General features: G+C 61.4%; 21 protein-coding genes and 1 pseudogene. 3 read left to right on the top strand and 19 right to left on the bottom strand.

Translation table 11 applies throughout. The features are described from left to right. Positions 1-20 precede the first annotated feature (20 nt). From BVK86_RS15220 to hutC, 13 genes are all read right to left on the bottom strand, one after another. Positions 21-938 (bottom strand): alpha/beta hydrolase, encoded by a 918-nt coding sequence (locus BVK86_RS15220; protein ID WP_075947202.1) that lies wholly within the window; start codon positions 936-938, stop codon positions 21-23. Between the two features lie 156 nt (positions 939-1,094). Next, positions 1,095-2,051: a choline ABC transporter substrate-binding protein gene (locus BVK86_RS15215; protein ID WP_075947201.1), complete on the bottom strand. Its 957-nt coding sequence runs from the start codon at positions 2,049-2,051 to the stop codon at positions 1,095-1,097. Positions 2,052-2,250: 199 nt separating this feature from the next. Further along, positions 2,251-3,054, bottom strand: a complete 804-nt coding sequence (gene hutG / locus BVK86_RS15210; RefSeq protein WP_075947200.1) for an N-formylglutamate deformylase — start codon at positions 3,052-3,054, stop codon at positions 2,251-2,253. A 10-nt stretch (positions 3,055-3,064) separates the two neighbouring features. Then, complete coding sequence (gene hutI / locus BVK86_RS15205) at positions 3,065-4,270, bottom strand: imidazolonepropionase (RefSeq protein ID WP_075947199.1); 1,206 nt, start codon at positions 4,268-4,270, stop codon at positions 3,065-3,067. A gap of 100 nt (positions 4,271-4,370) precedes the next feature. Next, positions 4,371-5,909, bottom strand: coding sequence for a histidine ammonia-lyase (gene hutH / locus BVK86_RS15200; protein WP_092267215.1), 1,539 nt, complete (start codon positions 5,907-5,909; stop codon positions 4,371-4,373). A 111-nt stretch (positions 5,910-6,020) separates the two neighbouring features. Beyond that, a complete protein-coding gene (locus tag BVK86_RS15195) occupies positions 6,021-7,544 on the bottom strand; it encodes an HAL/PAL/TAL family ammonia-lyase (protein WP_075947198.1) in 1,524 nt (507 codons plus the stop codon). A 134-nt stretch (positions 7,545-7,678) separates the two neighbouring features. Beyond that, positions 7,679-8,509: a quaternary amine ABC transporter ATP-binding protein gene (locus BVK86_RS15190; protein WP_056852229.1), complete on the bottom strand. Its 831-nt coding sequence runs from the start codon at positions 8,507-8,509 to the stop codon at positions 7,679-7,681. Then, complete coding sequence (locus tag BVK86_RS15185) at positions 8,506-9,357, bottom strand: ABC transporter permease (RefSeq protein ID WP_075947197.1); 852 nt, start codon at positions 9,355-9,357, stop codon at positions 8,506-8,508. The genes BVK86_RS15190 and BVK86_RS15185 overlap by 4 nt, the downstream gene beginning before the upstream one ends. 69 nt (positions 9,358-9,426) lie before the next feature. Beyond that, entirely contained in the window at positions 9,427-10,395 is a 969-nt protein-coding gene (locus tag BVK86_RS15180; protein WP_075947196.1) for an ABC transporter substrate-binding protein, read from the bottom strand. Positions 10,396-10,464: 69 nt separating this feature from the next. Further along, positions 10,465-11,937, bottom strand: coding sequence for a purine-cytosine permease family protein (locus BVK86_RS15175; protein WP_075947195.1), 1,473 nt, complete (start codon positions 11,935-11,937; stop codon positions 10,465-10,467). 140 nt (positions 11,938-12,077) lie between these two features. Then, the gene (hutU, locus tag BVK86_RS15170) at positions 12,078-13,745 is read right to left on the bottom strand and encodes a urocanate hydratase (RefSeq protein WP_075947194.1); all 1,668 of its coding nucleotides are present in this window, start codon (positions 13,743-13,745) and stop codon (positions 12,078-12,080) included. Between the two features lie 392 nt (positions 13,746-14,137). Then, entirely contained in the window at positions 14,138-14,710 is a 573-nt protein-coding gene (locus BVK86_RS15165; RefSeq protein ID WP_075947193.1) for a HutD/Ves family protein, read from the bottom strand. Further along, entirely contained in the window at positions 14,707-15,417 is a 711-nt protein-coding gene (hutC, locus tag BVK86_RS15160; RefSeq protein ID WP_162135916.1) for a histidine utilization repressor, read from the bottom strand. The genes BVK86_RS15165 and hutC overlap by 4 nt, the downstream gene beginning before the upstream one ends. A gap of 146 nt (positions 15,418-15,563) precedes the next feature. Between hutC and BVK86_RS15155 the strand changes: the two genes are divergently transcribed. Continuing rightward, positions 15,564-16,928, top strand: a complete 1,365-nt coding sequence (locus BVK86_RS15155; protein ID WP_075947192.1) for a formimidoylglutamate deiminase — start codon at positions 15,564-15,566, stop codon at positions 16,926-16,928. A 58-nt stretch (positions 16,929-16,986) separates the two neighbouring features. On the opposite strand, the gene BVK86_RS15150 is transcribed toward BVK86_RS15155, so the two are convergent. Both BVK86_RS15150 and BVK86_RS15145 read right to left on the bottom strand, forming a co-directional pair. After that, positions 16,987-17,556 (bottom strand): lipocalin family protein, encoded by a 570-nt coding sequence (locus BVK86_RS15150; RefSeq protein WP_075947191.1) that lies wholly within the window; start codon positions 17,554-17,556, stop codon positions 16,987-16,989. Positions 17,557-17,587: 31 nt separating this feature from the next. After that, positions 17,588-17,842, bottom strand: coding sequence for a hypothetical protein (locus BVK86_RS15145; protein WP_075947190.1), 255 nt, complete (start codon positions 17,840-17,842; stop codon positions 17,588-17,590). Positions 17,843-18,120: 278 nt separating this feature from the next. Between BVK86_RS15145 and BVK86_RS30530 the strand changes: the two are divergent. Then, positions 18,121-19,158, top strand: a pseudogene (locus tag BVK86_RS30530) (HAMP domain-containing protein); the annotation flags it as partial. Positions 19,159-19,248: 90 nt separating this feature from the next. Continuing rightward, positions 19,249-20,013 carry a methyl-accepting chemotaxis protein gene (locus BVK86_RS30525; RefSeq protein WP_408002983.1) on the top strand — a complete coding sequence of 255 codons (765 nt, stop codon included), beginning with the start codon at positions 19,249-19,251 and terminating at the stop codon, positions 20,011-20,013. A gap of 59 nt (positions 20,014-20,072) precedes the next feature. Here the strand turns inward: BVK86_RS30525 and BVK86_RS15135 are convergent, their stop codons facing one another. The 4 genes from BVK86_RS15135 to BVK86_RS15120 all read right to left on the bottom strand — a co-directional run bounded on the left by BVK86_RS15135 (position 20,073) and on the right by BVK86_RS15120 (position 26,469). Beyond that, positions 20,073-20,675 carry a DUF924 family protein gene (locus BVK86_RS15135; RefSeq protein WP_075947188.1) on the bottom strand — a complete coding sequence of 201 codons (603 nt, stop codon included), beginning with the start codon at positions 20,673-20,675 and terminating at the stop codon, positions 20,073-20,075. A gap of 3 nt (positions 20,676-20,678) precedes the next feature. Beyond that, positions 20,679-21,689 (bottom strand): class 1 fructose-bisphosphatase, encoded by a 1,011-nt coding sequence (locus BVK86_RS15130; RefSeq protein WP_075947187.1) that lies wholly within the window; start codon positions 21,687-21,689, stop codon positions 20,679-20,681. Positions 21,690-21,901: 212 nt separating this feature from the next. Then, positions 21,902-23,263 (bottom strand): DUF3999 domain-containing protein, encoded by a 1,362-nt coding sequence (locus BVK86_RS15125; protein WP_075947186.1) that lies wholly within the window; start codon positions 23,261-23,263, stop codon positions 21,902-21,904. After that, positions 23,260-26,469, bottom strand: coding sequence for a DUF2339 domain-containing protein (locus tag BVK86_RS15120; protein ID WP_075947185.1), 3,210 nt, complete (start codon positions 26,467-26,469; stop codon positions 23,260-23,262). The genes BVK86_RS15125 and BVK86_RS15120 overlap by 4 nt, the downstream gene beginning before the upstream one ends. Between the last annotated feature and the right edge of the window lie 58 nt (positions 26,470-26,527).

Genomic DNA, 26,527 nt, shown 5'->3' with positions numbered 1-26,527 from the left:
ATGAGCATGCCCTTGCGGGGTCAGAGTTTTTCCGCGAGATACCCGAGCAGCGTTTCGTACAACGCATCCACCTCGCCAGCCTGCCCCCGCGCTCGCAAACAACCGTGAACCAGTCCTTCGCCGTAATACAACTGCGTTGCCACGCCGGCAGCGTTTAGTCGCTCGGCATACAGCACACCGTCGTCGCGCAGCGGATCGAACTGCGCCACGGCAATCAAGGCCGGCGGCAGGCCCCTGAAGTCCTGGGCCAGTAGCGGCATCGCGTAAGCGCGCGGCTTCGCAGGGCCTTGCAGGTACAGCGCGTGGTAGCAATCCACATCGCTGCTGGTCAACAACGGCGCATCGTTGCATTCACTGCGAGAAGCCAGGTGCTGATCGCCTCCCAGCCCCGGATAGATCAGCACTTGCGCCGCCGGCAACGGCTCGTCCGCGTCGCGCAATGCCAGGCACAGCGCGGCCGCGAGATTGCCACCGGCGCTGTCGCCCGCCACCAGCGTGCGTGCGGGGTCCAGTTGAAACGGCCCGTTACGCAGCACCCGCCAGACTTTCAGGCAATCGTCGAAGCCTGCGGGAAACGGATGTTCCGGCGCCAGACGGTAATCGACGGCGATCACCAGCACGCCGAGGGTCGAGGCCAGCTCCGCGCAAATGAAGTCGTGGGAATCCAGATCCCCCACCACCCAGCCGCCGCCATGCAGATAGACGATGCACGGCACGCCACCGGAAGCAGATGCAACCGGCGGCTGATACGACCGAACGGCAACCCCCGCCAATTCGAAATCGACCACATACAACCCGGCAGGACGCGGCGGCGTGAATGCCCGGCACATCTCGCTATAGGCCAGGCGCAATCCGGCCAGGCTGCTGTCGGTACTATTGAAGCTGACAGTCTTCTTGACGAAAGCCGTCATCTGTTCGGAAAGTGAATAAAGAGCCATGAGTCTGCTGCCCGTGCAGGAATGTGAGGGGTCAACGCCTTTGTGGGATCGAGCTTGCTCGCGAAGACTGACCAATGGTCGACATAGAGGTTGAATGCACCGGCCTCTTCGCGAGCAAGCTCGCTCCCACAGGTTCTACATACATCTGCAAAGGTGTCAGTTTTTCAGGCTGGCCTGAACCGTGGCGACGCCGTCCTTGCCATCAAAACTGCTGACGCCCGCCAGCCAGCGCTGCAGATCCTCCGGATGGTCACGCAGCCATTTTTTGGCAACGTCTTGAGGCGTCTGGCGCTCCATGATTGGCACCATCAACTGGCTTTCCTGGGCAGCGGTGAACGTCAGGTTTTCCAGCAGGCGATTGACGTTCGGGCAACGCCGGGCGTAATCGGGAGCGGTCACGGTCGAGACGGTTGCGGCGCCTTCGTTCGGGCCGTAGACGTCTTCGCTGCCAGTCAGGTAGGCGATGTTCATGTTGATGTTCATCGGGTGCGGGGTCCAGCCGACGAACACCACGAACTCATTGCGATTCACTGCACGCTGGACGGCGGCGAGCATGCCGGCCTCACCCGACTCGATCAGTTTGAAATCCTTGAGGCCGAAGTGATTGGTTTCGATCATGGTCTTGATCGTGGTGTTGGCGCCGCTGCCCGGCTCGATGCCGTAGATCTTGCCGCCGAGTTGATCCTTGAACTTCGCGATGTCGGCAAAGGTTTTCAAGCCGGCCGCCGCGACATAATCAGGCACCGCGAGGGTTGCCTGGGCGTCGGCCAGGCTTGGTTTGTCCAGGACCTTCACTTGATTGGCAGCCAGGAACGGCGCGATGTTCTTGTCCATCGCCGGTTTCCAGTACCCAAGGAAGATGTCCAGGCGCTTGTCGCGGATGCCGGCGAAGATGATTTGCTGCACGGCGCTGGTCTGCTTGCTTTCATAGCCGAGGCCATTGAGCAGCACATCGGCCATGCCACTGGTGGCGATCACATCGGTCCAGTTGACCACGCCCATGCGCACGGTTTTGCAGGAGGCGTCGTCAGCGGCCAGGACACTGGTGCTCAGAAGAGCGGTGCCGCAGAGGATTGATAGACAGCGGGTGAACAAACGTTTGGTGCTTGTCATAGAGAGCATCTCGTGCGGCAGCGATTATTGTGAGGCCGGTGTCTTTGTGCACCGTGGCCAGAACATTACGCAGCAGACGAGCGGTAAAAGCGAACTGTGGCGACTGAGATTTGCACAGGGGCGACTGTCATGTGCAGATGTTGCGATATCTGAAAAACCTGTGGGAGCAAGCTCGCTCCCACAAGGGTTGCGTAGGGTTTCAGCGCTTGTAGTGCTTCTCGCCCCAGGCCAACAAGCCTTGCAGCAACGCTTTGAGCACTACTCGCGTCGGCTCGGCCAGATCCGGCCGATAACGGAACGGCTCGAACTCTTCCATATACGTGCACTGGCCCAACTCCAGTTGCACCGCATGGATGTTCTCGGCCGGGTTACCGTAATGCCGAGTGATGTGGCCGCCCTTGAAGCGCCCGTTCAGCACATGGCTGTAGTCCGGATGCGCGGCACAGATCGCTTCCAGTTGAGTCGCCAGTTGCGGATCACAACTGGCGCCATTGAACGTACCCAGGTTGAAGTCCGGCAACTTGCCGTCGAACAGATGCGGGATGATCGAGCGGATCGAGTGGGCATCGAACAGCAGCGCATAGCCGAACTCGGCTTTCAGTCGCGCCAGTTCCTGCTGCAAGGTGCTGTGGTACGGCGTCCAGATCTGCTCCAGCCACGTCGCGCGCTCTTCTTTCGAAGGCTCCAGCCCTTCGCGGAACAGCGGCACACCGTCAAACAGCGTCGCAGGGTACAGGCCGGTGGTCGCGCCCACGTACAACGGTTTGTCGTCGGACGGCCGATTCAGGTCGATGACGAATCGCGAATACTCGGCGGCCAGGGTGCTGGCACCCAGTTCGGCGGCGAAGTCGTAAAGCTGCGGGATGTGCCAGTCGGTGTCCGGCAGGCTTTTCGCATCGGGGATCAACCCGGCTTCGACCGCAGGCGTCAGACGCAGACCGGCGTGGGGCATGCTGATCAGCAGCGGCACGCGGCCTTGTTTGAAGTTCAGAACCTTATCCACAACTGCTCTCCTACAGACTCGTTTCAACGCCGTGACGCACGACGCGTTTTTCCAGGTCGCCGCCCAGCCAGTAGCACAGGTCGGCCGGACGATCGATCTGCCAGGCGACGAAATCCGCAACCTTGCCAGCCTCCAGCGAACCGTGGGTTTGTGCCATGCCCAAGGCCGTGGCGGCATGAATCGTCGCGCCGGCCAGGGCTTCTTCCGGGGTCATGCGCAAACAGGTGCACGCCATGTTCAGCATCAGGCGCAACGACAGTGCCGGCGAGGTGCCGGGGTTGAGGTCGCTGGCGATGGCGATCTTCACGCCGTGTTTGCGCAGGGCATCCATCGGCGGCAATTGAGTTTCGCGCAGGAAGTAGAACGCGCCGGGCAGCAACACCGCGACGGTGCCGGACTCGGCCATGGCGATGGCGTCGTCTTCGGTCATGAATTCCAGGTGATCGGCGGACAGTGCACGGTACCGCGCCGCCAGGCTCGAACCATGGAGTGACGACAGTTGCTCGGCGTGCAGCTTCACCGGCAACCCCAGCTGCTGGGCGGTGATGAAAACGCGCTCGACCTGAGCGGGCGAGAACGCCAGGTATTCGCAGAATGCATCCACCGCATCCACCAGCCCTTCGTTGGCCAGGGCCGGGAGCATTTCAGCGCAGATGTGATCGATGTAATCGTCTGCGCGATCCTTGTATTCCGGCGGCAAGGCGTGCGCAGCCAGGCAAGTGGCGCGCACGCTGACCGGCAGTTCGGCACCGAGGCGACGGGCTACCCGCAGCATCTTGCGTTCGTTGGCCAGGTCCAGGCCGTAGCCGGATTTGATCTCGATGCTGGTGACGCCATCGCGCATCAGGCTTTTCAGACGCTTGGCGGCGCTGGCGAACAGTTCGTCTTCACTGGCGGCACGGGTGGCGCGCACGGTGCTGGCGATGCCCCCGCCGGCAGCGGCAATTTCCGCGTAGCTGACACCCTGCAGGCGCTGCTCGAATTCACCGCTGCGGTTGCCGCCGAACACCGTGTGGGTGTGGCAGTCGATTAGGCCCGGCGTGACCCAGGCCCCGTTCAAATCATTGACCGCCGGGTATTCGCCCGCCGGCAGTTCGGCGCGCGGGCCCACCCATTCAATGAGCGCACCGGACGTCACGATGGCCGCGTCCTCGATGATCGAGTAGACGCCTTGCGCCATGCTTGCGACGTGGCAGTGTTGCCAGAGGGTTTTCATCCCATGTCCTCGTGTTAATCAAAATCGATTCGCGAGCAGGCTCGCTCCCACAAGTGGTACGCATTCCAATGTGGGAGCGAGCCTGCTCGCGAAGGGGCCCTTACAGGCTAGGCAAAAGCTTGGTCGACAGCAGTTCATTCAGGCAACGCGAAGCCAGCAACTCAGTCGCCGCATTGATGTCCGGCGCAAAGAACCGGTCTTTCTCATAGAACGGCACTTCGTTACGCAGAATCGCCCGCGCCTTTTCCAGCTTCGGCGAGGTCTTCAGGCCATTGCGCAGGTCCAGGCCCTGCACCGCCGCCAGCCATTCAACGGCGAGAATCCCGCGCGTGTTCTCGGCCATTTCCCACAGACGCTTGCCCGCCGCCGGGGCCATGGACACGTGGTCTTCCTGGTTGGCGGAGGTCGGAAGACTGTCCACCGAATGCGGATGGGACAACGCCTTGTTCTCGCTGGCCAGCGCCGCTGCGGTCACCTGGGCGATCATGAAGCCGGAGTTAACGCCACCGTTGGCCACCAGGAACGGCGGCAGTTGCGACATGTGCTTGTCCATCATCAACGAGATCCGGCGCTCGCTCAGGGAGCCGATTTCGGCAATGGCCAGCGCCATGTTGTCAGCGGCCATGGCCACCGGTTCGGCGTGGAAGTTGCCGCCGGAGATCACATCGCCTTCAGCGGCGAATACCAGCGGGTTATCCGACACGGCGTTGGCTTCGACGGCCAGCACTTCAGCGGCCTGACGGAACTGGGTCAGGCAAGCGCCCATGACTTGTGGCTGGCAACGCAGGGAATACGGGTCCTGGACCTTCTCGCAGTTTTCATGGGAGTCGGAGACTTCGCTGCGCTCACCCAACAGGTCGCGATAAGCGGCAGCGGCGTCGATCTGGCCTTTCTGGCCGCGTGCAGCGTGGATGCGTGCATCGAACGGCGAGCGCGAGCCGAGCACCGCTTCAACGGTCAGGCCGCCCAGCGCCAGGGCGCCGGCGAACAAGTCTTCGCCTTCGAACAGGCCACGCAGGGCAAATGCCGTGGATACTTGCGTGCCGTTGAGCAGCGCCAAACCTTCTTTTGCCGCCAGGGTCAGCGGGGTCAGACCGGCGACTTTCAGCGCTTCGGTGGCTTCCATCCACTCGCCCTTGTAGCGCGCCTTGCCTTCGCCCAGCAGCACCAGCGACATGTGGGCCAGAGGCGCCAGGTCGCCGGATGCACCCACCGAACCTTTCAGCGGAATGTGCGGGTAAACCTCGGCGTTGATCAGGGCAATCAGCGCATCGATCACCACCCGGCGGATGCCGGAGAAACCACGGCTCAGGCTATTGACCTTGAGCACCATGATCAAGCGCACCAGGTCGTCGCTGATCGGCTGGCCGACACCGGCGGCGTGGGACAGCACCAGCGAGCGCTGCAGGTTTTCCAGGTCTTCGCTGGCGATGCGGGTCGAGGCCAGCAGGCCGAAACCGGTGTTGATGCCGTAGGCGGTGCGGTTCTCGGCGAGGATCTGTTCCACGCAGGCAACGCTGGCTTCGATCTGGGCGCAGGCGCTGTTGTCGAGGGTCAGTTTCACCGGTTGCTGATACACGTCACGCAGTTGGGCGAGGGTCAGTTGGCCAGGGATCAAATTAAGCGCAGTCACATTCATTCTCCTTTTGAGAGTTTTTATTAACTAACCAGACGCTCCGGAGATGTCCGTTGTCCGTCGCTTGCCACCTTTTGGGGGGCTGGCGCCTTGGCACGCTGGCTTATGTAGAAATCAGTTCAGGTTCGGCAACGTCTTGTGCAGCAAATCCGCTTCTTTCAGCACAGCGGCAGCGGCGGCGATGTCCGGCGCCAGCCAACGATCCTGATCGTAAGCCGGAACACGTTCACGCAGCAGACGCCAGGCGGCATCGGTGCCCGCGCCGAAGCGTTGCTCCTTCAGGAACTCAAACGCCTGGGCGGCCAGCAAGTACTCGATGGCGAGGATCTGCGTGCAGTTTTCCAGTGCGCGATGCAGCTTCAGCGCGGCGTTGGTGCCCAGGCTCAGGTGGTCTTCCTGCAGGCCCGAAGTGACGTAGTTGTCGAGCACTGCCGGTTGCGCCAACTGGCGGTTTTCCGCGCACAGCGAAGCGGCCACGTATTGCACGATCATCATTCCGGAGTTCACCCCCGGATTGGCTACCAAAAATGCCGGCAGCCCGCTGACGTGCGGATTGATCAAACGGTCGAGGCGACGCTCGGCGATGGAGCCGATTTCCGCCATGGCAATCGCCAGCAAATCCGCCGCCATTGCGACGGACTGGCCGTGGGGGTTGGCCTGGGAAACCACGCGGTAATTCACCGCGGTGCCCAACACCAGCGGATTGTCGGTGGCGCTGTTGAGTTCGGTTTCGATCTGCTTGATCGCGTGCACCAGTTGATCGCGTGCGGCGCCGTGCACCTGCGGGATCGAGCGGATACTCAGCGCGTCCTGGGTGCGAATGCCTTTGCTTTGGGCGATCACTTCGCTGCCGTCGAGCAACGCACGCAGGTTGATACCGACCTGCTGCATGCCCGGGTGCGGCTTGAGCGCGATGATTTCGGCATCGAATGCGTCGATCTGCCCGCGCTGCGCTTCGAAGCTCATGGCACCGATGACGTCGGCCCATTCCAGCAGATGCGCGGCGTCAGCAATGGCCAGGCAGCCGAGGCCGGTCATGCACGGGGTGCCGTTGACCAGGCACAAACCGTCTTTGGCGCCGAGTTTTACCGGTTGCAGGCCTTCTTCAGCCAGCGCCTGCTGAGCCGACACGATCTGCCCGCCATAGCTGACGTTGCCGACGCCCAGCAGCGCGATGCCGATGTGCGCCATGTGGGTCAGGTAGCCAACAGAACCCTGGGACGGCACTTGCGGAGTGATGCCGCGATTGAGCAGCGAAAGCAGTGCTTCAACCACTTGGCGATGCAAGCCGGATTTGCCGTGGCTGTAGTTGACGATGGCGGCGCATATGATCGCGCGGGTCTGCTCGTTGCTGAGCGGCGCACCAACGCCGCAAGCGTGACTGAGCAACGTGTTGCGCGACAACTGGCTGAGTTGTTCGTCTTGCAGCGAGACGTTGCACAGCGCACCGAGGCCGGTGTTGATGCCGTAGGCACGTTCGCCGCTGGTGACGATGCGCTGGACGATGGTCTGGGCGTTGTCGATCCGCGCCCAGATCGGCGCCGACAGTTCAAGCTGTGCGCCATGACGGGAAACGGCGACCACGTCCTGCCAGGTGACTGGCACTTCGGTGATAACGATTTTTTCGGCCTGGGACATCTTTGACCTCTTACCTGAATATTGATGCAGCTTTGCCGACGCCTTCGCGAGCGGGCTCGCTCCCACAGGGTACTCATTCCAATGGTGGGAGCGAGCCTGCTCGCGAAGAGGCCAGCTCACTCACTGCAAATCTCTTAAACCACCGCAGCCCTGCGCTGTACGAACCGGTCTACATACTCATCCGCTGGCGAATGCAGGATCTCTTTCGGCGTGCCGACCTGGATCAGGCGGCCGTCCTTGAGGATCGCGATGCGGTTGCCGATGCGCACGGCCTCGTCGAGGTCGTGGGTGATGAAGACGATGGTCTTGTGCAGGGTCTTTTGCAGCTCCAGCAACTGGTCCTGCATCTCCGCGCGGATGAGCGGGTCGAGGGCGCTGAAAGCTTCGTCCATCAGGATGATGTCGGTGTCCGCCGCCAAGGCACGGGCCAGGCCCACACGTTGACGCATGCCACCGGAAAGCTGGTGCGGGTATTTGTTTTCGTAGCCCTTGAGGCCCACGGTATTGATCCAGTGCAGCGCACGTTCGTTGCACAGGGCTTTGCTTTCGCCACGGACCTTCAGGCCGTAGGCAACGTTGTCCAGCACGCTCTTGTGCGGCAACAACCCGAAGCTCTGGAACACCATGCTGATCTTGCGCCGACGAAATTCGCGCAGGGCTTCCATGTCGTATTGCAGGATGTCCACGCCGTCCACCAGGATCGCGCCGCTGGTCGGGTCGATCAGGCGGTTGAAGTGGCGGACCAGCGTCGACTTGCCGGAGCCCGACAGGCCCATGATCACGAAGATCTCGCCACTGCCGATGCTCAACGACAGGTCGTTGACGCCGACCACGCAGCCGGTTTCGGCCAGCACCTGCTCCTTGGTCTTGCCCTGGCCAACCATCGCCAGCGCGTCCTTGGAACGGTTGCCGAAAATCTTGAAGACGTTTTTGACTTCGATCTTGCTCACGGTTGCGTTGTTCATTTGCTCACCTCATGCCGGGCACGACCGTACGCCTGTGTAATGCGGTCGATCACCACAGCCAGAATCACGATCGCCAGACCGGCTTCGAGGCCGCGTCCGACGTTGAGGGTCTGAATCCCCACCAGCACGTCTTCACCCAAACCACGGGCACCGATCATCGAGGCGATAACCACCATCGACAGGGCCATCATGGTCGTCTGGTTGATCCCCGCCATGATGCTCGGCAGCGCCAGCGGCAGTTGCACGCCGAACAGTTGCTGCCAGCGGTTGGCGCCGAAGGCGTTGATGGCTTCCATCACTTCACCGTCGACCTGGCGAATGCCCAGATCGGTCAGGCGGATCAGCGGCGGCGCGGCGTAGATCACGGTGGCGAAAATTGCCGGGACCTTGCCCAGACCGAACAGCATCAATACCGGGATCAGGTACACGAAGCTCGGCATGGTCTGCATGATGTCCAGCAGCGGCATCAGCACCGAACGCAGGCGATTGCTGCGCGCCGAAAGAATGCCCAGCGGAATGCCGATGAGTACCGAAATGACCGTCGCCACCATCATCAGCGCCAGGGTCTGCATCAGCTTGTCCCAGAGGCCGACCGCCCCCACCAGGAACAGCAGGCCGACAATGACGGCGGTGGTCACGACTTTACGGGTTGCGTGCCAGGCAATGCCCCCCACGATCGCCAGCATCAGCCACCAGGGCGCGGCACGCAGCAGGCTTTCGAGATTGACGATGGCCCACAGCAGCGTATCGGAGATGCTGCGGAACACGTCGCCGTAGTTGGTCACCAGCGAATCGACCCAACCGTTGACCCAGTCGGCGATGGAAAAGGTAAAGCTTTCGGGAAACATAAGAGACTCTCAATCAAGGGTTGCGATCAAGCATCCGGCTGCCGTCGTCGACAACCGGAGAAGCCCGACCTACAAGGCCGCGTCGATTTTCTTGGCTGCGTCTTCGCTCACCCATGCGTGCCAGACTTCAGGATGTTCCTTCAGGAAGATCTTGGCCAGTTTTGGCGACTCGATGCGTTCCTTGCTCATGCGACCCAGGTTCTGGTTCAACAGATCGATTGGCACGTTGACCTTTTCCAGCACGGCCACCAACTCCGGGGCTTCATCGTGGAAGGTCTTGGACAGGCCGACCTTGATGGTCACGGTCTTGTTCACGCCTGGCTTTTCTTCGAGCTTCACTGCGTCGATCTGGCCCATCAGCGGCGTTGGCGACCAGTAGTAGAACAGGATCGGTTCGCCACGCTTGTAGCTCGACAGCACCGCGGCATCCAGCGCAGGGCCGGTGCCAGGACGGAAGTTGGTGTAGCTGCTTTCCAGGCCGTAGCTTTTCAGCATTTCGCTGTTGTCGAGCTCACAGGTCCAGCCGGCCGGACAGTTGTAGAAACGGCCCTTGGCAGGTTCTTCGGCGTCCTTGAACACCGCGGAGTATTTGGCCAGGTCGGCGATGTTTTTCAGGTCCGGGGCCTTGGCTTCCAGCTTGCGCTTGGCGTCGCCTTCGATCACGTAGCGCGGCACGTACCAGCCTTCGATAGCACCGACGACAGGGGCGCCAACGCCGACGACCTTGCCGGCCTTCTCGGCCTTGTTCCAGACTTCGCTGCGACCCACCCACTCTTCGGCGAACACTTGAATGTCGTTGCTGCTCAGGGCGTTTTCCATGGTGATGGAGTTGCCCGGCAGGCTGTCGGTCTTGCAGTCGTAACCCTTCTCCAGCACGACTTGCATCACGTCGGTCAGGAGCATGCCGCTTTCCCAGTTCAGGCCGGCGAATTTCACCGGTTTACCCGACTCGCACCAGCCCGCCGCCTGAGTGGCGCCAGCGCCGGCCAGCAGGCCCATGGAAAGCAAAGTGGTCAGCAGGGTCTTGTTCGATTTCATTGTAGTGACGCTCCTAATCATGAATGGGCTTACGGCAGTCAAGAGGCATCCAGCCCTGTCCACGTCCAGTCAGGCCTGCGCCGCAGCGCGACCGGCTCCGCTTGTTTTCGGTTGTTCAACGCTGTCCTGCTCGACCGGCAGAATCAATTGATCGGGCACGCTGCCGTGCCATTTTTTTGCGCACACGTAATACACGGCGGCGGGCAGCACCAGGCCGATGATCCAGGAAATATCCACATCGCCCAGCGCTGCGACCAGCGGACCGGTGTAGAACTTGGTGGAAATGAACGGCAATTGCACCAGCACACCGAAAACATAGACGCTGATACCGAGCGCGTTCCAACGACCGTAGCGGCCATTGGGATCGGCCAGTGCGGGCACGTCATAACGCTCGCGGGTGATGCAGTAGTAGTCCACCAGGTTGATTGCGCTCCATGGCGTGAAGAACGCCAGCAGGAACAGGATGAACGACTTGAACGCCCCGAGGAACGAGTGCTGGCCGAGCAACGCCATCAGGGTCGCGGCACCGACGATCGCCAGCACGAACACCAGACGCTGCAAGCGCGTGACCTTCAGGTCACCGCGGAACCCGCTGATGATGGTCGCGATGCACATGAAGCTGCCATAGGAGTTCAGCGTGGAGATGGTGACCTTGCCGAACGCGATGCTGAAGTACAGCAGCGCAGCAGTGGCACCGGTACCCCCCAGGCCCACGATGTAGGCCACTTCGTGGCCAGCGAATTGCCCGTTGGCCGAAGCGGCGGCAAACACACCGAGGATCATCGCCACCTGTGCACCAATGACTGAACCCGCACCCGCGGCGAAAAAGGTTTTCACCGAGGAAACATTGCTCGGCAGGTAGCGTGAGTAGTCCGCCACATAGGGGCCGAACGCGATCTGCCAGGAGGCCGCGAGCGACACCGCCAGCAGAAAGCTGCTCCAGCTGAAGTGACGAATGTCCAGGAGTGCGCCTACGTCTGTCTGGCTCATCAGGCGGCTGAACAGAAACACAAAGGCAATCACGCCAATGACGCTGGCGACACGGCCGATCCAATGGATCACCCGGTAGCCGAGCACCGTGACCAGCACGATGACACTGGCGAAAATGAGGATACCGACGCTGTCGCTGACGCCAAACAACTGGCCCAGCGCCTGGCCGGAAAGTACCGTGCCCGTTGCGGTAAAGCCCAGGTACATCAGGCACACCAGGACGATCGGGATGGCCGCACCATAGACGCCGAACTGCACGCGGCTGGAGATCATCTGCGGCAGGCCAAGCTTGGGACCTTGCGCGGCATGCAGCGCCATCACGCCACCGCCAAGCAGTTGGCCGATCAGCAGACCGATCAGCGACCAGAACACATCACCGCCCAGCACCACAGCCAGAGCCCCCGTGACAATCGCGGTGATTTGCAGGTTGGCACCCATCCACAAGGTGAACTGGCTGAACAGACGACCGTGTCTTTCCGCTTCCGGGATGTAGTCAATCGAACGTTTCTCGATCAACGGTTTGTTGCCTGCACGCTCGCTGTTAACAGCCATGGTTCAACCTCTGTGGATTGTTATTCGGTGTTGCTGTGATCCCCTGTAGGAGCCGGCTTGCTGGCGATCCATGCGGCGCGGTGTAACGGGTGCACCGCACAGATGCTATCGCCAGCAAACCGGCTCCTACAGGGCAAGCATTACTTGCCGGTGATCATCGGCAGGTTCAGGCCTTGTTCCTTGGCGCAGTCGATGGCGATCTGGTAACCCGCATCGGCGTGACGCATAACGCCAGTGGCCGGGTCGTTGTGCAGAACGCGAGCGATACGCTCGGCCGCTTCGTCAGTACCGTCGCAGACGATGACCATGCCCGAGTGCTGGGAGAAGCCCATGCCGACGCCGCCGCCGTGGTGCAGGGAAACCCAGGTCGCGCCGCTCGCGGTATTCAGCAAAGCGTTGAGCAATGGCCAGTCGGACACAGCGTCGGAACCGTCCTGCATCGATTCGGTTTCGCGGTTCGGGCTGGCGACCGAGCCGGAGTCCAGGTGGTCGCGACCGATCACGATTGGCGCCGACAGCTCGCCGCTACGGACCATTTCGTTGAACGCCAGGCCCAGCTTGGCGCGCAGGCCCAGGCCAACCCAGCAGATACGTGCCGGCAGACCCTGGAAGCTGATGCGCTCACGGGCCATGTCCAGCCAGTTGTGCAGGTGGGCGTCGTCCGGGATCAGTTCTTTGACCTTGGCGTCGGTCTTGTAGATGTCTTCAGCGTTGCCCGACAGTGCAGCCCAGCGGAACGGGCCGATGCCGCGGCAGAACAGTGGACGGATGTAAGCCGGCACGAAGCCTGGGAAGTCGAATGCGTTCGCCACGCCTTCTTCCTGGGCCATCTGGCGGATGTTGTTGCCGTAGTCGAAGGTCGGCACGCCCATTTTCTGGAAGTCCAGCATCGCTTTAACGTGCACGGCCATCGATTGCTTGGCGGCTTTGATCACAGCGGCAGGTTCGGTCTTGGCGCGGGCGCGGTATTCGTCCCAGGTCCAGCCGGCCGGCAGGTAACCGTTGAGCGGGTCGTGGGCGCTGGTCTGATCGGTGACCATGTCCGGGCGTACGCCACGCTTGACCAGTTCCGGCAGGATTTCTGCGGCGTTACCCAGCAGGGCGATGGAGATCGCCTTGCCTTCCTTGGTGTATTTTTCGATGCGCGCCAGTGCGTCGTCGAGGTCTTTGGCTTGCTCGTCGACGTAACGGCTTTTCAGGCGGAAGTCGATGCTCACCTGCTGGCATTCGATGTTCAGCGAGCAGGCACCGGCCAGAGTGGCGGCCAGTGGTTGCGCGCCACCCATGCCGCCCAGGCCAGCGGTCAGTACCCACTTGCCTTTGAGGTCATCGTTATAGTGTTGGCGACCGGCTTCGACGAAGGTTTCGTAGGTGCCCTGGACGATGCCCTGGCTGCCGATGTAGATCCAGCTGCCGGCGGTCATCTGGCCGTACATGGCCAGGCCTTTGGCGTCCAGTTCGTTGAAATGCTCCCAGCTCGCCCAGTGCGGTACCAGGTTGGAGTTGGCGATCAGCACGCGGGGGGCGTTGGTGTGAGTCTTGAACACGCCGACCGGCTTGCCGGATTGTACCAGCAGGGTCTCGTCGTCGTTCAGGTTGGTCAGGCTTTCAACGATCTTGTCGTAGCATTCCCAGTTACGTGCCGCACGACCGATGCCACCGTAAACCACCAGTTCTTTAGGGTTCTCGGCGACTTCCGGGTCGAGGTTGTTCATCAGCATGCGCAGTGGCGCTTCAGTCAGCCAGCTCTTGGCGGTCAGCTTGTTACCGCGGGCAGCGCGGATTTCAACGTCACGAAATTTAGTCACGAAAAAACTCCTCAGCAATCAATCCAAAACCAGCCCAGGCAGTGGGCGAGCAAGCCGATGGGCATCAGTGCACACCGGCGAATCAGTGGACGACGGTTGAGTCTCCGTGACTCATACGCATACGTCTTTACTTGTACATACAAGCATATGCAATCAAGCGGCCAACTTGTTGGATGAGCATTCAAGAAGAATCCGGAAACGGCTGGAGAACCCATGAAACAAGGGTTCTGACGAAGATGAAATTTTTCGCGGAGATTTTTTGCAGGGGATGCAGGCTGTTACTTGAGCGGGGTTTTGCGCCACGCTGGGGCGTTCGGTAACAAAGTGGTGCGCTTTGGGCAGCAGGGAGAGGATCGTTTTTTGTGGCGAGGGAGCTTGCTCCCTCGCCACAGTCAAGCGCGTGAAGTCAGTTCGATCACGCAGCAGGCGCCGCGAATGGAAACCTCAAGCAGGCCGGCGTTGCCACCCAACTGAAAGCAATCATGACGCCCCAATTGCGACGCACTGTTACCGACCTTCACTTCCAGCGCATCGCTGACACTGAACACCAGCACCGTGCCTGCCGAACTGAAAAACCGCTGCTCGCCACTCAACCATTGCAACCGCGCGCCGTAGCGTTGTGGTGCATAGATCAGGTTGAAATCGCGGATCGGCCCGCCGAGCAACGTGCAGGAAACCTTGCTCTCGCCGCTGAACGCGAACGGGTCCAGCGGCAACAACGGCCGCGAGTCGTGGCCGTCAACCGACAAGGTCATGCCATCACCCTGCAACACCGTGATGATGCGCTCGTAACCGGCGAATGTGGAAAACCCACCGGACTCACCGATATCGGCAATCGACAGGCGCCAGCCAAAGCCGTCCAGGCCGGTGCCGGCATCGCGGGTGATTTCTTCGGTGCTGCCGCCACCGTTTTTCCAAGGCATGCGCGGGTAATCCTTGGCGCGTAGAACCTTCAAACTGCTCATTTATGAAAGCGACCTTCCAGACGATGACGGGAACCGGGGTGAATCAATCGAGCGGCGGTCACGGGCTGGCGGCCAGACCAGGTGCGGCGTCGAATCAGCAGGCACGGCTCGCCTTTTTCAATCTGCAGCAATTTGCATTCGGACGGCTCGGCCAGGATCGCCTCGACCACGTGCTCGCCTTCGGTCAGCGGCGCGACCTGGTTGAGGTAGGCGTAAGGCGTTTGCAGAGTGAAATCCTGCTTGAGATAGTCCGGCGCCACCAGCGCGTTGACGAAACGGTCTTCGATTTGCACCGGAATATCGTTTTCGAAATGCACGATCAGCGAGTGGAACACCTTCTGCCCTTCGCGCATGTCCAGGGCCAGGGCGCGCTCGGAACCGGCGGCCTCTTCCTCCAGGGTGATGACCTTGCAGGTGTGGCGATGGCCGCGGGAGGCGATTTCGTCGGCGATGTTGTGCACTTCGAACAGGGCGGACTGGCTTTTCGGCTCGGCGACGAACGTACCGACCCCTTGCATGCGCACCAACAGACCGTCAGCGGTCATCTCGCGCAAGGCCCGGTTGATCGTCATGCGGCTGAAGCCGAGCTGGCTGACCAGTTCGCTTTCCGACGGCACGCGGTAGTGCGGCGGCCAGTTTCCACTGTCGATTTGCTGGGTAATCATTTGTTTGACGCGGGCGTACAAGGGCGCCGGACTGTCGCCCATGTTCGCGGCCAACGGAGAGACTGGAGGCGGAGTCGGCACGGTTAATCCTTGTTCGTCTGGATAGAGTGGCTAGCTTGCCGGAGTTTACCGGGCAGGCAAACGTCTGTATATGTATATACAAATAACACACGATGGGGTGCTGAACCATGTCCGCCTTCTTTGCCGAACGCGCACTGCTGCCTAGTGGATGGGCCAACAATGTACGTCTTGAGGTCAGCGCCGACGGTGTATTGACCCATATCCAGGCCGATTCCAACGCAGATGGCGCTGAACGGTTAAGCGGGCCGCTGCTGCCGGGCATGCCGAATCTGCACTCCCACGCCTTCCAGCGGGCCATGGCCGGGCTGGCGGAAGTGGCGGGCAATCCGAACGACAGTTTCTGGACATGGCGCGACTTGATGTATCGCCTCGTCGGAAAAATCAGCCCGGAGCAACTCGGCGTCATCGCCCGTCAGCTGTACATCGAAATGCTCAAGGCCGGTTACACATCGGTCGCGGAATTTCACTACGTACACCACAACACCAATGGTCAGCCCTACGCCGACCCGGCCGAGCTGGCCCTGCGCATCAGCCAGGCCGCCAGCTCGGCCGGCATTGGTCTGACCCTGCTGCCAGTGCTGTATAGCCATTCCGGTTTCGGCGGCCAGACGCCGAACGAAGGTCAGCGCCGCTTCATCAACAGCACTGAAAACTACCTCAAGCTGCAATCGCGCTTGCAACCCATACTGGCGCAACAAAAAGCGCAGTCGCTGGGTTTGTGTTTCCACTCACTACGCGCGGTCACGCCGCAACAGATCAGCGAAGTGCTGGCCGCCAGCGACAAGCAGTGCCCGGTGCACATTCACATCGCCGAACAACAGAAAGAAGTCGACGACTGCCTGAGCTGGAGCGGCCGACGCCCGTTGCAGTGGCTATACGAGAATGTCGACGTCGATCAGCGCTGGTGTCTGGTCCACGCGACCCACGCCAACCCGGAAGAAGTCTCGTCGATGGCCAAAAGCCGCGCGATTGCCGGTTTGTGCCTGACCACCGAAGCCAACCTCGGCGACGGGATTTTCCCGGCGGTGGACTTCCTCGCCCAGGGCGGGCGCATGGGCATCGGTTCCGACAGCCATGTGTCGTTGAGCGTGGTGGAAGAACTGCGTTGGCTGGAATACGGCCAGCGACTGCGCGATCAGCGGCGCAACCGCTTGTATGGCGCGGATCAACCGATGGTCGGGCGCACGTTGTTCGATGCGGCACTGGATGGCGGCGCGCAAGCGCTGGGTCAGCCGATTGGAACGTTGGAAGTGGGCAAGCGTGCGGATTGGCTGGTGCTGGACGGTCACGATCCGTATCTGGCGACAGCCAATGGCGACGGGATCTTGAATCGCTGGTTGTTTGCCGGTGGCGATCGGCAAGTGCGGGATGTGCTGGTGAATGGTCAGTGGGTTGTGCGAGATGGCCGGCATGCTGCTGAAGAAGAGAGCAACCGCGCGTTCACCCAGGTCCTGCGCGATCTCCTGGGCTAACCCCAAACAAAATGTGGGAGCGAGCAGGCTCGCTCCCACATTGGGTTTCTGCAAACAGTTAGTTCGAGGTCTTGGCCATCTGCGTATCCGACGCCCGCCAGATCAATCGCGTGGTGTCGTAACCCTGCTGACGCGCCTTGCTCAGCAAGTCTTCACGCACCACACCGTTGACGGTCGGGGTACGAGACAGCAGCCAGAGGTAGCGACGGCTCGGGTCGCCGACGATGGCGGTCTTGTAGTCATCGCTGACATACAGCACCCAGTATTCGCCCTTCGCCACGCCCGGAATCAGCCTCGAAAACCAGGTATCGAACTCGACCCACAACTTGTCGGTTTTACCCGGCACCTGTGGATAAGCCGTACCCTTGACCTCTTCCCATTGCCACTGCGCTGTCAGGCAGCGGTTCAACACTGCGACATTACCATCGGGCAACAGGGTGTAGTGGGCTTCGGATTGTGCGCAGTCGCGCTGGAAATACATCGGCAGTCGGGCCAACTCGTACCAGGTGCCCTGGTAACGCTTGAGGTTGACGCTGTTGGCAGTCTTGGGCGCCAACGGATCCTGGCCAGAACTGGCACAGCCGGCCAATACCAGGCCGGCAAAAAGCATTATCAATAACCGCTTCATTGTTTTTCTCCCGTGGGCACGTCGCCCCGGTTTACTTCAGGCCTTGGCCGGAAAACATCAACACTTTGTCACCGGCGAACTGCACGCTGATAAAGCTGTTCTTGTCACCCCATGTGCAACTGGACATGCCGAGCGCGCCAGAGCAATCGGCGGGTTTGCCCAACAAGGTTTCCACTTCGGTCTTGGCCATACCGGCCGAGAGCTTCGAGTAGTTTTCCTGATTGACTTTGCTGCACGCAGCCAACAACACGCAGAACGAAAGCAGGGCGATGGATCGCAGCGACATGTGAACTCCAGGGGCGATGGGGAATGGCATGACTGCCAAGCAGAACCTTAGAAGAGAAAACCCCTATCTGGTTCCCTGCCCGGCTGCCTATTTGTTAGGCCGCTCGTCTGCCTTTTTCCGGAAAATCAGTCACTTTGCATGGCTATCGAGTATTTCGTCGGATTTGCGCAAATCCGCCTAATCTTTGGCGCCGCCCAGTCGACACAAATGCAACGCAAAGCCACGTCCGGGGCCATTGCCCCCCTTTGTTGACCCGATTTCCTGCGGTAGCTCATCCCATGACTCGAAACATGAAGTTCAGCCACAAGATTTTGTTGGCTGCCGCCCTCGTGGTGGCCGTCGCATTCGCTTGTTTCATCCTGTTCAACGACTATCGCCAACGGCAGACCTTGCGCAGCAGCACCGAAGCGTCGATGCAGGAACTCGGCAGCCTGACCACCAGCAACATCCAGACCTGGCTGGAAAGCCGCATGCAGTTGCTGCAATCGATGGCCCAGCAGGTGAGTGCCGACGGCAATGCCCCGGCCAGCCTGAAACGGATCATCGACCTGCCCGCCTACACCGGCAATTTCCAGCTGAGTTACTTCGGTGGCGCCGACGGGGTGATGTTCTCGGTCCCGGCCGGCAACCGCGCGCCAGACTACGACCCCCGCGCCCGTGGCTGGTACAAGGCCGCCAACAGCGCACAACAGACCATCGTTACCGAGCCGTACATCGCCGCTTCGTCCGGCAAACTGGTGATCACCGTGGCCACACCGGTGCAGCGTCAGGGCCAGATGATCGGCGTGGCCGGCGCCGACATCGACCTGTCCAGCGTCAGCGCGATCATCAACTCGCTGAACTTCGGCGGTCACGGTCACGCGTTCATCGTCGGCGCCGATGGCAAGATCCTGATCCACCCGGACAACAAACTGGTGCTCAAGAACCTGGCCGAGGCTTACCCCAACGGTGCGCCGAACGTCAGCCCGGGCATGAAAGAAGTCGAGATCGACGGCAAGCGCCAGTTCATCTCCTTCACCCACGTCAACGGTGTGCCGTCGGCGGATTGGTACGTGGCACTGGTGCTGGACCAGGACACCGCGTTCTCGATGCTCAGCGAATTCCGCACCTCGGCATTCATCGCCATGGTGATTGCCGTGGTGATCATCATCGCACTGCTGGGCATGCTGATCAGCCTGTTGATGCAACCGCTGCTGACCATGGGTCGCGCCATGCATGACATCGCCGAAGGCGAGGGTGACCTGACCAAACGCCTGACCATTCACGGTCACGACGAATTCGGCGCGCTGGGGTTGTCGTTCAACCGTTTCGTTGAGCGCATTCACGCTTCGATCATCGAAGTGTCGTCGGCCACCGGCCAGGTCAACGAAGTCGCCCTGCGCGTGGTGGCGGCCTCCAACTCATCGATGTACAACTCCGACCAGCAAGCCTCGCGCACCAGCAGCGTGGCCGCGGCGATCAATCAACTCGGCGCCGCCGCCCAGGAAATCGCCCAGAACGCCGCCCTTGCCTCGCAACACTCCAGCGATGCGCGCAGCCTGGCCGAAGACGGCCAGCAGGTGGTGGATAAAACCATCGCGGCGATGCAGCAGCTCTCGGCAAAAATCAGCGATTCCTGCGGCAACATTGAAACGCTCAATAGCAACACGGTCAACATCGGACAGATTCTGGAAGTGATCACCAGCATCTCCCAGCAGACCAACCTGCTGGCGCTCAACGCCGCCATCGAAGCGGCCCGCGCTGGCGAAGCCGGACGCGGTTTCGCAGTGGTCGCCGACGAAGTGCGCAACCTTGCCCATCGCACCCAGGACTCCGCACAGCAAGTGCAGACCATGATCGAAGAGCTGCAAGTCGGCGCCCGTGCGGCCGTGGGCATCATGACCGACAGTCAGCGCCAGAGTGAAAGCAGCGTCGGCATCGCCAACCAGGCCGGCGAACGCCTGGGCAGCGTGACCCAGCGCATCGGCGAAATCGACGGCATGAACCAGTCGGTAGCGACCGCCACCGAAGAACAAACGGCCGTGGTGGAATCGATCAACGTCGACATCACCGAGATCAACACGCTGAACCAGGAAGGTGTGGAGAACCTGCAAGCGACCTTGCGTGCCTGTGCCGACCTGGAGCAGCAGGCGGCGCGATTGAAGCATCTGGTGGGCAGTTTCAGGATCTAAGGCGCTTTCGCTGGCCCCATCGCTGGCAAGCCAGCGATGGGGCCAGCGGCAGTACAATTCTAAAACCTTGATCCCGGCTTCGACAGAAACGCCAACTCTTCTGCCGTCGATTCACGTCCCAATACCGCATTGCGATGGGGAAACCGTCCAAACTGCGCAATCACTTTCTGATGCTTCTCGGCGTAATTCAGATAATCGGCAAACAACGCCCGGTCATCTTCCGGTTGTTGCGCCACCAGCTCGATGTACCGTGAGACGCATTCGTTCTGCACCGCCAGGTGCTCGCAGTGCTCCAGCACCAGATAAATGAACACTCGCTGGATCGGTTGCAACTGCCGATCGAAATCCGCAGCAATGCCTTGCGCCACCAGTGCCTGAGCCCTGAGATCGCCGGAAAAGGATTGGGGAGCGTCGCGAAAGATCATTCGCGGGAGTTGATCGAGCAACAGCACCAGCGCCAGCCAACCTTCGGGACGTTGCGTCCACTCGGTCAATCCGCCGGCCAGTGCCTGCTCGACCCAGTCCCCGAAACGCTCGCGCGCTTCGAGGTCCTGGCTGTCACGCTTGCCGAACCACAACTTGCCCCTGTCAGCCGCGATAGCCCTGGCGGTTTCGGCTGTACCGAACCACCAATCGAGCAACGGCTGCCAGGGCGCGTTCATGGTTTATTCCTTGTGGTAGGCCGTGACGCGTGCCACTTCTTCTTTCGAACCGAGGAACACCGCTACACGCTGGTGCAGGCCTTCAGGCTTGATGTCGAGGATGCGCTGGTGACCGTCGGTGGACGCACCGCCCGCCTGCTCCACCAGGAACGACATCGGGTTGGCTTCGTACATCAAACGCAGCTTGCCAGGCTTGGATGGCTCGCGGCTGTCGCGCGGGTACATGAACAGACCGCCACGGGTCAGGATGCGGTGTACGTCGGCGACCATCGCGGCCACCCAACGCATGTTGTAGTTCTTTTTCAGCGGACCTTCATCGCCTGCCAGCAATTCGCCAACGTAGCGCTGTACCGGTGCTTCCCAATGACGCTGGTTGGACGCGTTGATGGCAAATTCCTGGGTGGCTTCAGGAATGGTGATGTTTTCGTGGGTCAGTACGAAACTGCCCATTTCACGGTCCAGGGTGAAGCCTTTGACGCCGTCGCCCAAGGTCAGGATCAACATGGTCTGTGGACCATAGATCGCGTAACCGGCGGCCACTTGCTGAGTGCCTGGCTGCAGGAAAGCCTTTTCATTCAACGGTTCGTTCTGGCTCAGGTATTCGTTCGGGCAACGCAGTACCGAGAAGATGGTGCCGACCGGGGCGTTGATGTCGATGTTCGACGAACCGTCCAGCGGGTCGAATACCAGCAGGTACGCGCCTTTCGGGTATTTGCCCGGGATCTGGTAGGCGTTGTCCATTTCTTCGGACGCCATGCCGGCCAGGTGACCGCCCCATTCGTTGGCTTCGAGCAGGATCTCGTTAGAGATCACGTCGAGCTTCTTCTGCACTTCGCCCTGGACGTTTTCAGTGCCCATGCTGCCCAGAACGCCGCCGAGGGCGCCTTTGGACACAGCGTGGTTGATCTCCTTGCAAGCACGCGCCACCACTTCGATCAGGAAGCGCAGATCGGCAGGAGTGTTGTTGCTACGGGTCTGCTCAATCAAATAGCGACTCAAGGTAACGCGGGACATGGAAGGCTCCGAGGAATGGGGGGGGGGCTAAAAACCCGCGCAGTTTAGCGCGAGTCGAGGCGCATTTCCTCCTATCAGACGTGATCGGCTAAAGAGAGTTCATGCGCGGGGTTCAGCGTAGATGGAAATGGGCCGGATGCGAGGCACCGATAGATGGCCGTTTCGATAATTCAGTGTCAGTTCCGGCCCTATCGCTGGCAAGCCACAGGACTTCAAGGTTTGACTGGCGGTTTGCGCAACAGACTGAAGGCCATCGCCGCCAGGAACAGCACGCTGAGCAACAGCACCGCCCACAGGCCGAATTTCTTCCAGTCGGTGCTCACGACACCCGGGACTGCTGCAGTGGTCGAGGCCGTCACGCCGCCATCCACAGAAGCCTTGCCCAGCGTGGTCAGCTTCGCCGCGCTGTAATCCGGTATCAGCGTCGAAAAAGGCAGGTTTGCCGCCTTCACGGTCGAGTTGCCCAGCGCCAGCGTATACGGCCCCGGCCCGCGTGCCAGGAACACCAGATGCGTTGCCCGTACGGCGAACTTCACGAAAGGTGCCTGCGCGCCCAAGCCACCGCCGCGCTCATCCACGGTCAGCTTCAATTGCTGCACGGTTTGCCCCGACAGCTGCAACTCGTTTTGCACCACGTCCTGACCACCCTGCGTCAGGCGATAAAGCAAACCACTGCTCAAAGGCTGCCACGGCAGGCTGCTATCCCGGCGACCGGACAACGTGACCGGCGCCAGGCTGTTGGGTTGGTTCAGTTCGACCTGCACTCGCTCGACGTTTACGCCCATTGGCAATTGCCAGGTGTATTCACCGGCCTTCACGCTGCTGCCGGCCAACGCTTGCGACCAGACCAGTGGCAGCGGCAGGCTGCGGCTGCTTTGCAGTTGCGCCGACGTCAGGATCGGCGCCGATTGCGGTGTCTCCCACAGCAAACGCAAATAGCGCGCCGATTGCCCCGGCAGGCCGACTTCATGTTGCTCGACCCGCTCATCGGCAAAGGTCAGTCGCGCGACCTGCCCTTCTCCCCAGGACTGCCAGGTTTGCAAATCGTCACTGGCCTCGATGGTAAAACGCTGGAAGCCGTCGCGCTCGCTGGTCCAGTCGAGGATCAATTGCTGCAACGGCGCCTTGATCGCGCTGGCGTCGAGCAGCCAGCCGCGCAACTCTTCCTCGCCCGCCTCCAACTGACTGGAAGGCTGCACTTGGACCAGCGTGCCGTTGGCGCTCGATTGCACCCGTACGCTCGGCGCGTGCTCGGTGGCGTCCGCCGAGTTGTAGAGCGGGAACCATTTGACGTCGGTCAGCGTGCGGCTGTCTTCCGCTTGCGTGGTGGCCCGCGCCAGGGCGTAGGCCTGAGGTTCGCCATCGGCATTGAATACGCGAACATCGCTCAGGTCGGTTTGCCGGGCATTGAGTTGCACCGCCAATGGCAGCTCAAGGCGGTACCACGGCCCCTCGCCGCTGACGGACAGCGGCACTTGCGTGGTGAAGTCCGCGAGTTTTTCCTGGGCGCCAGCCGAGAGCGCCATCCCCATGGCAAACACGCCCAGCCAACTCAGGTTCAGCTTGTGACTCAAGACGACACTCCTCCGGTTTGCGGGGCCGGGTTTCCGGCATCCGCCGCCTCGACGCGCTTGGGTGGCAACGGGGCAAAGTAGCCCACCACCAACAGCAACACGCCAACGCCGATAAACGACACGATCCGCGCCAGCCCGCCACGGTTACTCAATTCGACAAAGAACAGTTTCGCCACCACCACGCCGATCAGCGCCGCACCGATCAGCCAGACTTCGCGGCGATGTCGCACATGGCCGCCGATCATCAGACTCAGGGCGATCAACGTCCAGACAATCGACAGTCCCGCCTGCACCAACATGGACTCGAGCAACGCATCGAGCTGGAACGGCACGCCGCCCCAATGGTGCGCCGTGCGCATCACCAGTGCAGTAAAGAACACGAACAGCGAGACGCCAGCGATCAGTTGCGTGGCGCGCGCGGCGTAGTCCTTGCGCACTTCCAGTTGCGTCACGGCGCTGCGTGACCAGACGTAAACGCCGAACAGTGCAAACAACAATCCCAGCTCCAGCGGACTGACCAACGGTACGTAGGGCAACGGCTCGGCCATGCCGTCACTGACAGCGTTGGCGAGCCAGAACCAGACCAGCATCAACAACGCCAAAGGCGCGGCGGCGTACACACGGTACTCGCGGGAATAATCCGAAACCGGCCACGGCCAATCCCGGGGTGCGGCCATCAGCACCAGATACAGGCTTGGCAGAATCGCCCAGCCCAACCAGCGCCAGGCGTTGTATTGCTCGGACAACAGCAACAGGCCGTAACGCAACTCCAGCGCGAGCACGCCGATCAGCAGCCAGCAACCGAGCACATGGGCGACGCTGAGCGCCCACGCAGGCAACAGCGGTGCCAGGCGTCGCAGCGAGATGAAATGCACCACGAACAGCGCCGTCCACGCCAGCCAGCCGAAGTTGGCCGCCGGGTGATAACGCGAATGCCATGCGGCGAGCAAAACCAGGCCGGCAGCCGGGATCAGCAAGGTGCAAAGCAACGCCAGTGATGACCAATTCAGACGCAATGCCAGCACGGCCCACAACGCAACGCTCAGCGCCGCGACCGCCAGCAGCAGCGTCGCCTGCAGGGTCGGCGGAGCGAACCGCAGCACTTCGCTGACCCATGCCAGCGCCCACCAGCCTGCGCCCCACACCAGCAATGCCTGAGACAGGCGTTGCAGGGTCAGTCCGTCAAACGCCGTGGCCGGCTTGCTGAACTGCACGCGCCAGGCGCCCACCAACCCCGCCAGGCCGAGTATCAATGGTGTCCAGAAACCGCCATGGGCCAACGGGCGTAAATCCTCGGTGAACAACGGTGCGGCCACCAGGAACAGCACACCCCCCAGCCACTGCACGGCCATCGCGGTGAACACGAAGGTGCGCGACGGCAAGCGCAGACCGCCAAACAACGTGATCAACCCGGCCAGCGCCCAGCTGATCGCCGTACCCTCGGTGAAGAAGAACAGCGGCGCCAGCAGATAGAGGAATGTCAGGCCGAGGCAAGCCAACACCGGGCCCCCTTTGCGCTCCCACGCTGTCATCTGTCCGGGCGAAGCTTTGTGCAATTGATAGAAGCTGAACAACAACGCGACACCGAGCAGCAATGCACCCAACGGCACGCCGTCAAGAAGGCTGCCCTCGCCATCGCTCAACTGGCTGAGAAACGTCAGCGCCGCCCCCAGTTGCAGCAGCAAGGCGAATGCCCGGGCCACTGGTCGTTGCTGACGCAGGCCAAGCCAGAAAATCCCCGCGCCTTCTACGGCCCAAGCCGCTGTCGTCCAGCGCGCATCGAGCCCCAGTGGAATTGCCAGGCTGGTGAAGATCACGCCCAAGGCCAGGCAAGTTTCTGCCAGCAGCAACGTACGACCGCGATACAGTAGACGGGCCAGGCCCATGTAGATGATGCCCAGCGCCAAGGCACTGAACGCGGCGGCGAATTCCAGGTGTTGCACCAACGCGAACTGCAAGCCGAAGCCCACCAGCGGCGGACCGAAAAGCAACGTACCATCGACGTAGTCGCCCTTGCGGGCCGACCACTGCAGAAGTGCCTCACGGCCACTACCCTCGGGCGCATCACCGAGCTCCAGCAACTTGCGGCGGGCGAACAACAGGCCGATGGCCAGATACATCAGGAAGAACAGAATCAGAAACGGTTCGGTGCTCCACAACAGCTCCGGCGTGTAGGATCGTGCGCCCCAGGCGAAACCGATGCCGAAGGTGCCGACGAAGCCGATCACGTTCAGCGTCCGCCAGGCCTTGAACCAGGCGATGGCCAGGATGCCGGCATTGAGCAAGGCAAAATAGCTGAACAACGCAACATGGCTGCCGCTACCGGTAGACGCCAGGATCGGCGCGGCAAACCCGCCCAATGCCGCCGCAGCCGCCAGCCCCAACGAGTCCTGAGTAATGGCGAGAATCGCCGAAAACACCGTCACCGCCACCAGCAGTCCAAACGCCGCCGAAGGATCGAGCAGCGGATGCAATCGCATCGCTGCGAACACCGTCAGGTACAGCACCGCGACCCCGGCGCCCTGAAGCATCAATGCGTAATGGTTGTTTCGGCTGCGCAGCCACCATCCAAGACCCAGCAGTCCCAACGCCGCCACCGCGACACCGGCGTAACGCAGTTCAACCGGCACCACCACGCCTTCCGTCGCGTAACGCAACAGGAACGCCAGACCGAGAAACAACAGCACCACGCCGACCCGCAGCACGGTGTTGCCACCGAACAACCAGGCACGGGCGCCATTAATGGCGCGTTCGATAAAGCCAGGGCCTTGGGGTGCCGCAGGCGCCTGCGGCTCGCGGGCGACCGGCGCCGGTTTCCAGGCATCGAACGATGGCGCAGGACGGGTTTCGGTGGCTGCGGCGGGAACGGCTTCGAGTTCCGGCGGCAGCTCCCAGACCAGTTCAGTGGGGGTTTGCGCGACCACAATGTCGGGGACGGGAACAGCTTCGCTGATGACCGGTTCACTGGCCTCGGGCACTTTGACGCCGGACACCTCCAGGACCGCCAACCGTTGTTCGACGGCATGCAAGGCCACCTGCGCCTGTTCAAGCAAGCGCCGTTGCGCGTCGGCCTGCACAGCCAAACGACCAAGGCGAATGGCCTGGCCGATTGCCAGGCCAAGCAGCGCGCCCAGCAACGCATCGCTGAACGACTCGTCGAGTATCCAGCCCAGCACCAGGCCAATCAGCATCAACATCCATTGCATGGTCGATATCCCTAAGCGGCCCCCATGGCGGGGCGTTTCCGGCTATTCAGTGTCAAGA

It is taken from the genome of Pseudomonas reinekei (assembly GCF_001945365.1).
Lineage (GTDB): Bacteria > Pseudomonadota > Gammaproteobacteria > Pseudomonadales > Pseudomonadaceae > Aquipseudomonas > Aquipseudomonas reinekei.
The sequence above is the reverse complement of the archived record's forward strand: the minus strand, read 5'-3'. Positions and strand labels throughout refer to the sequence as shown.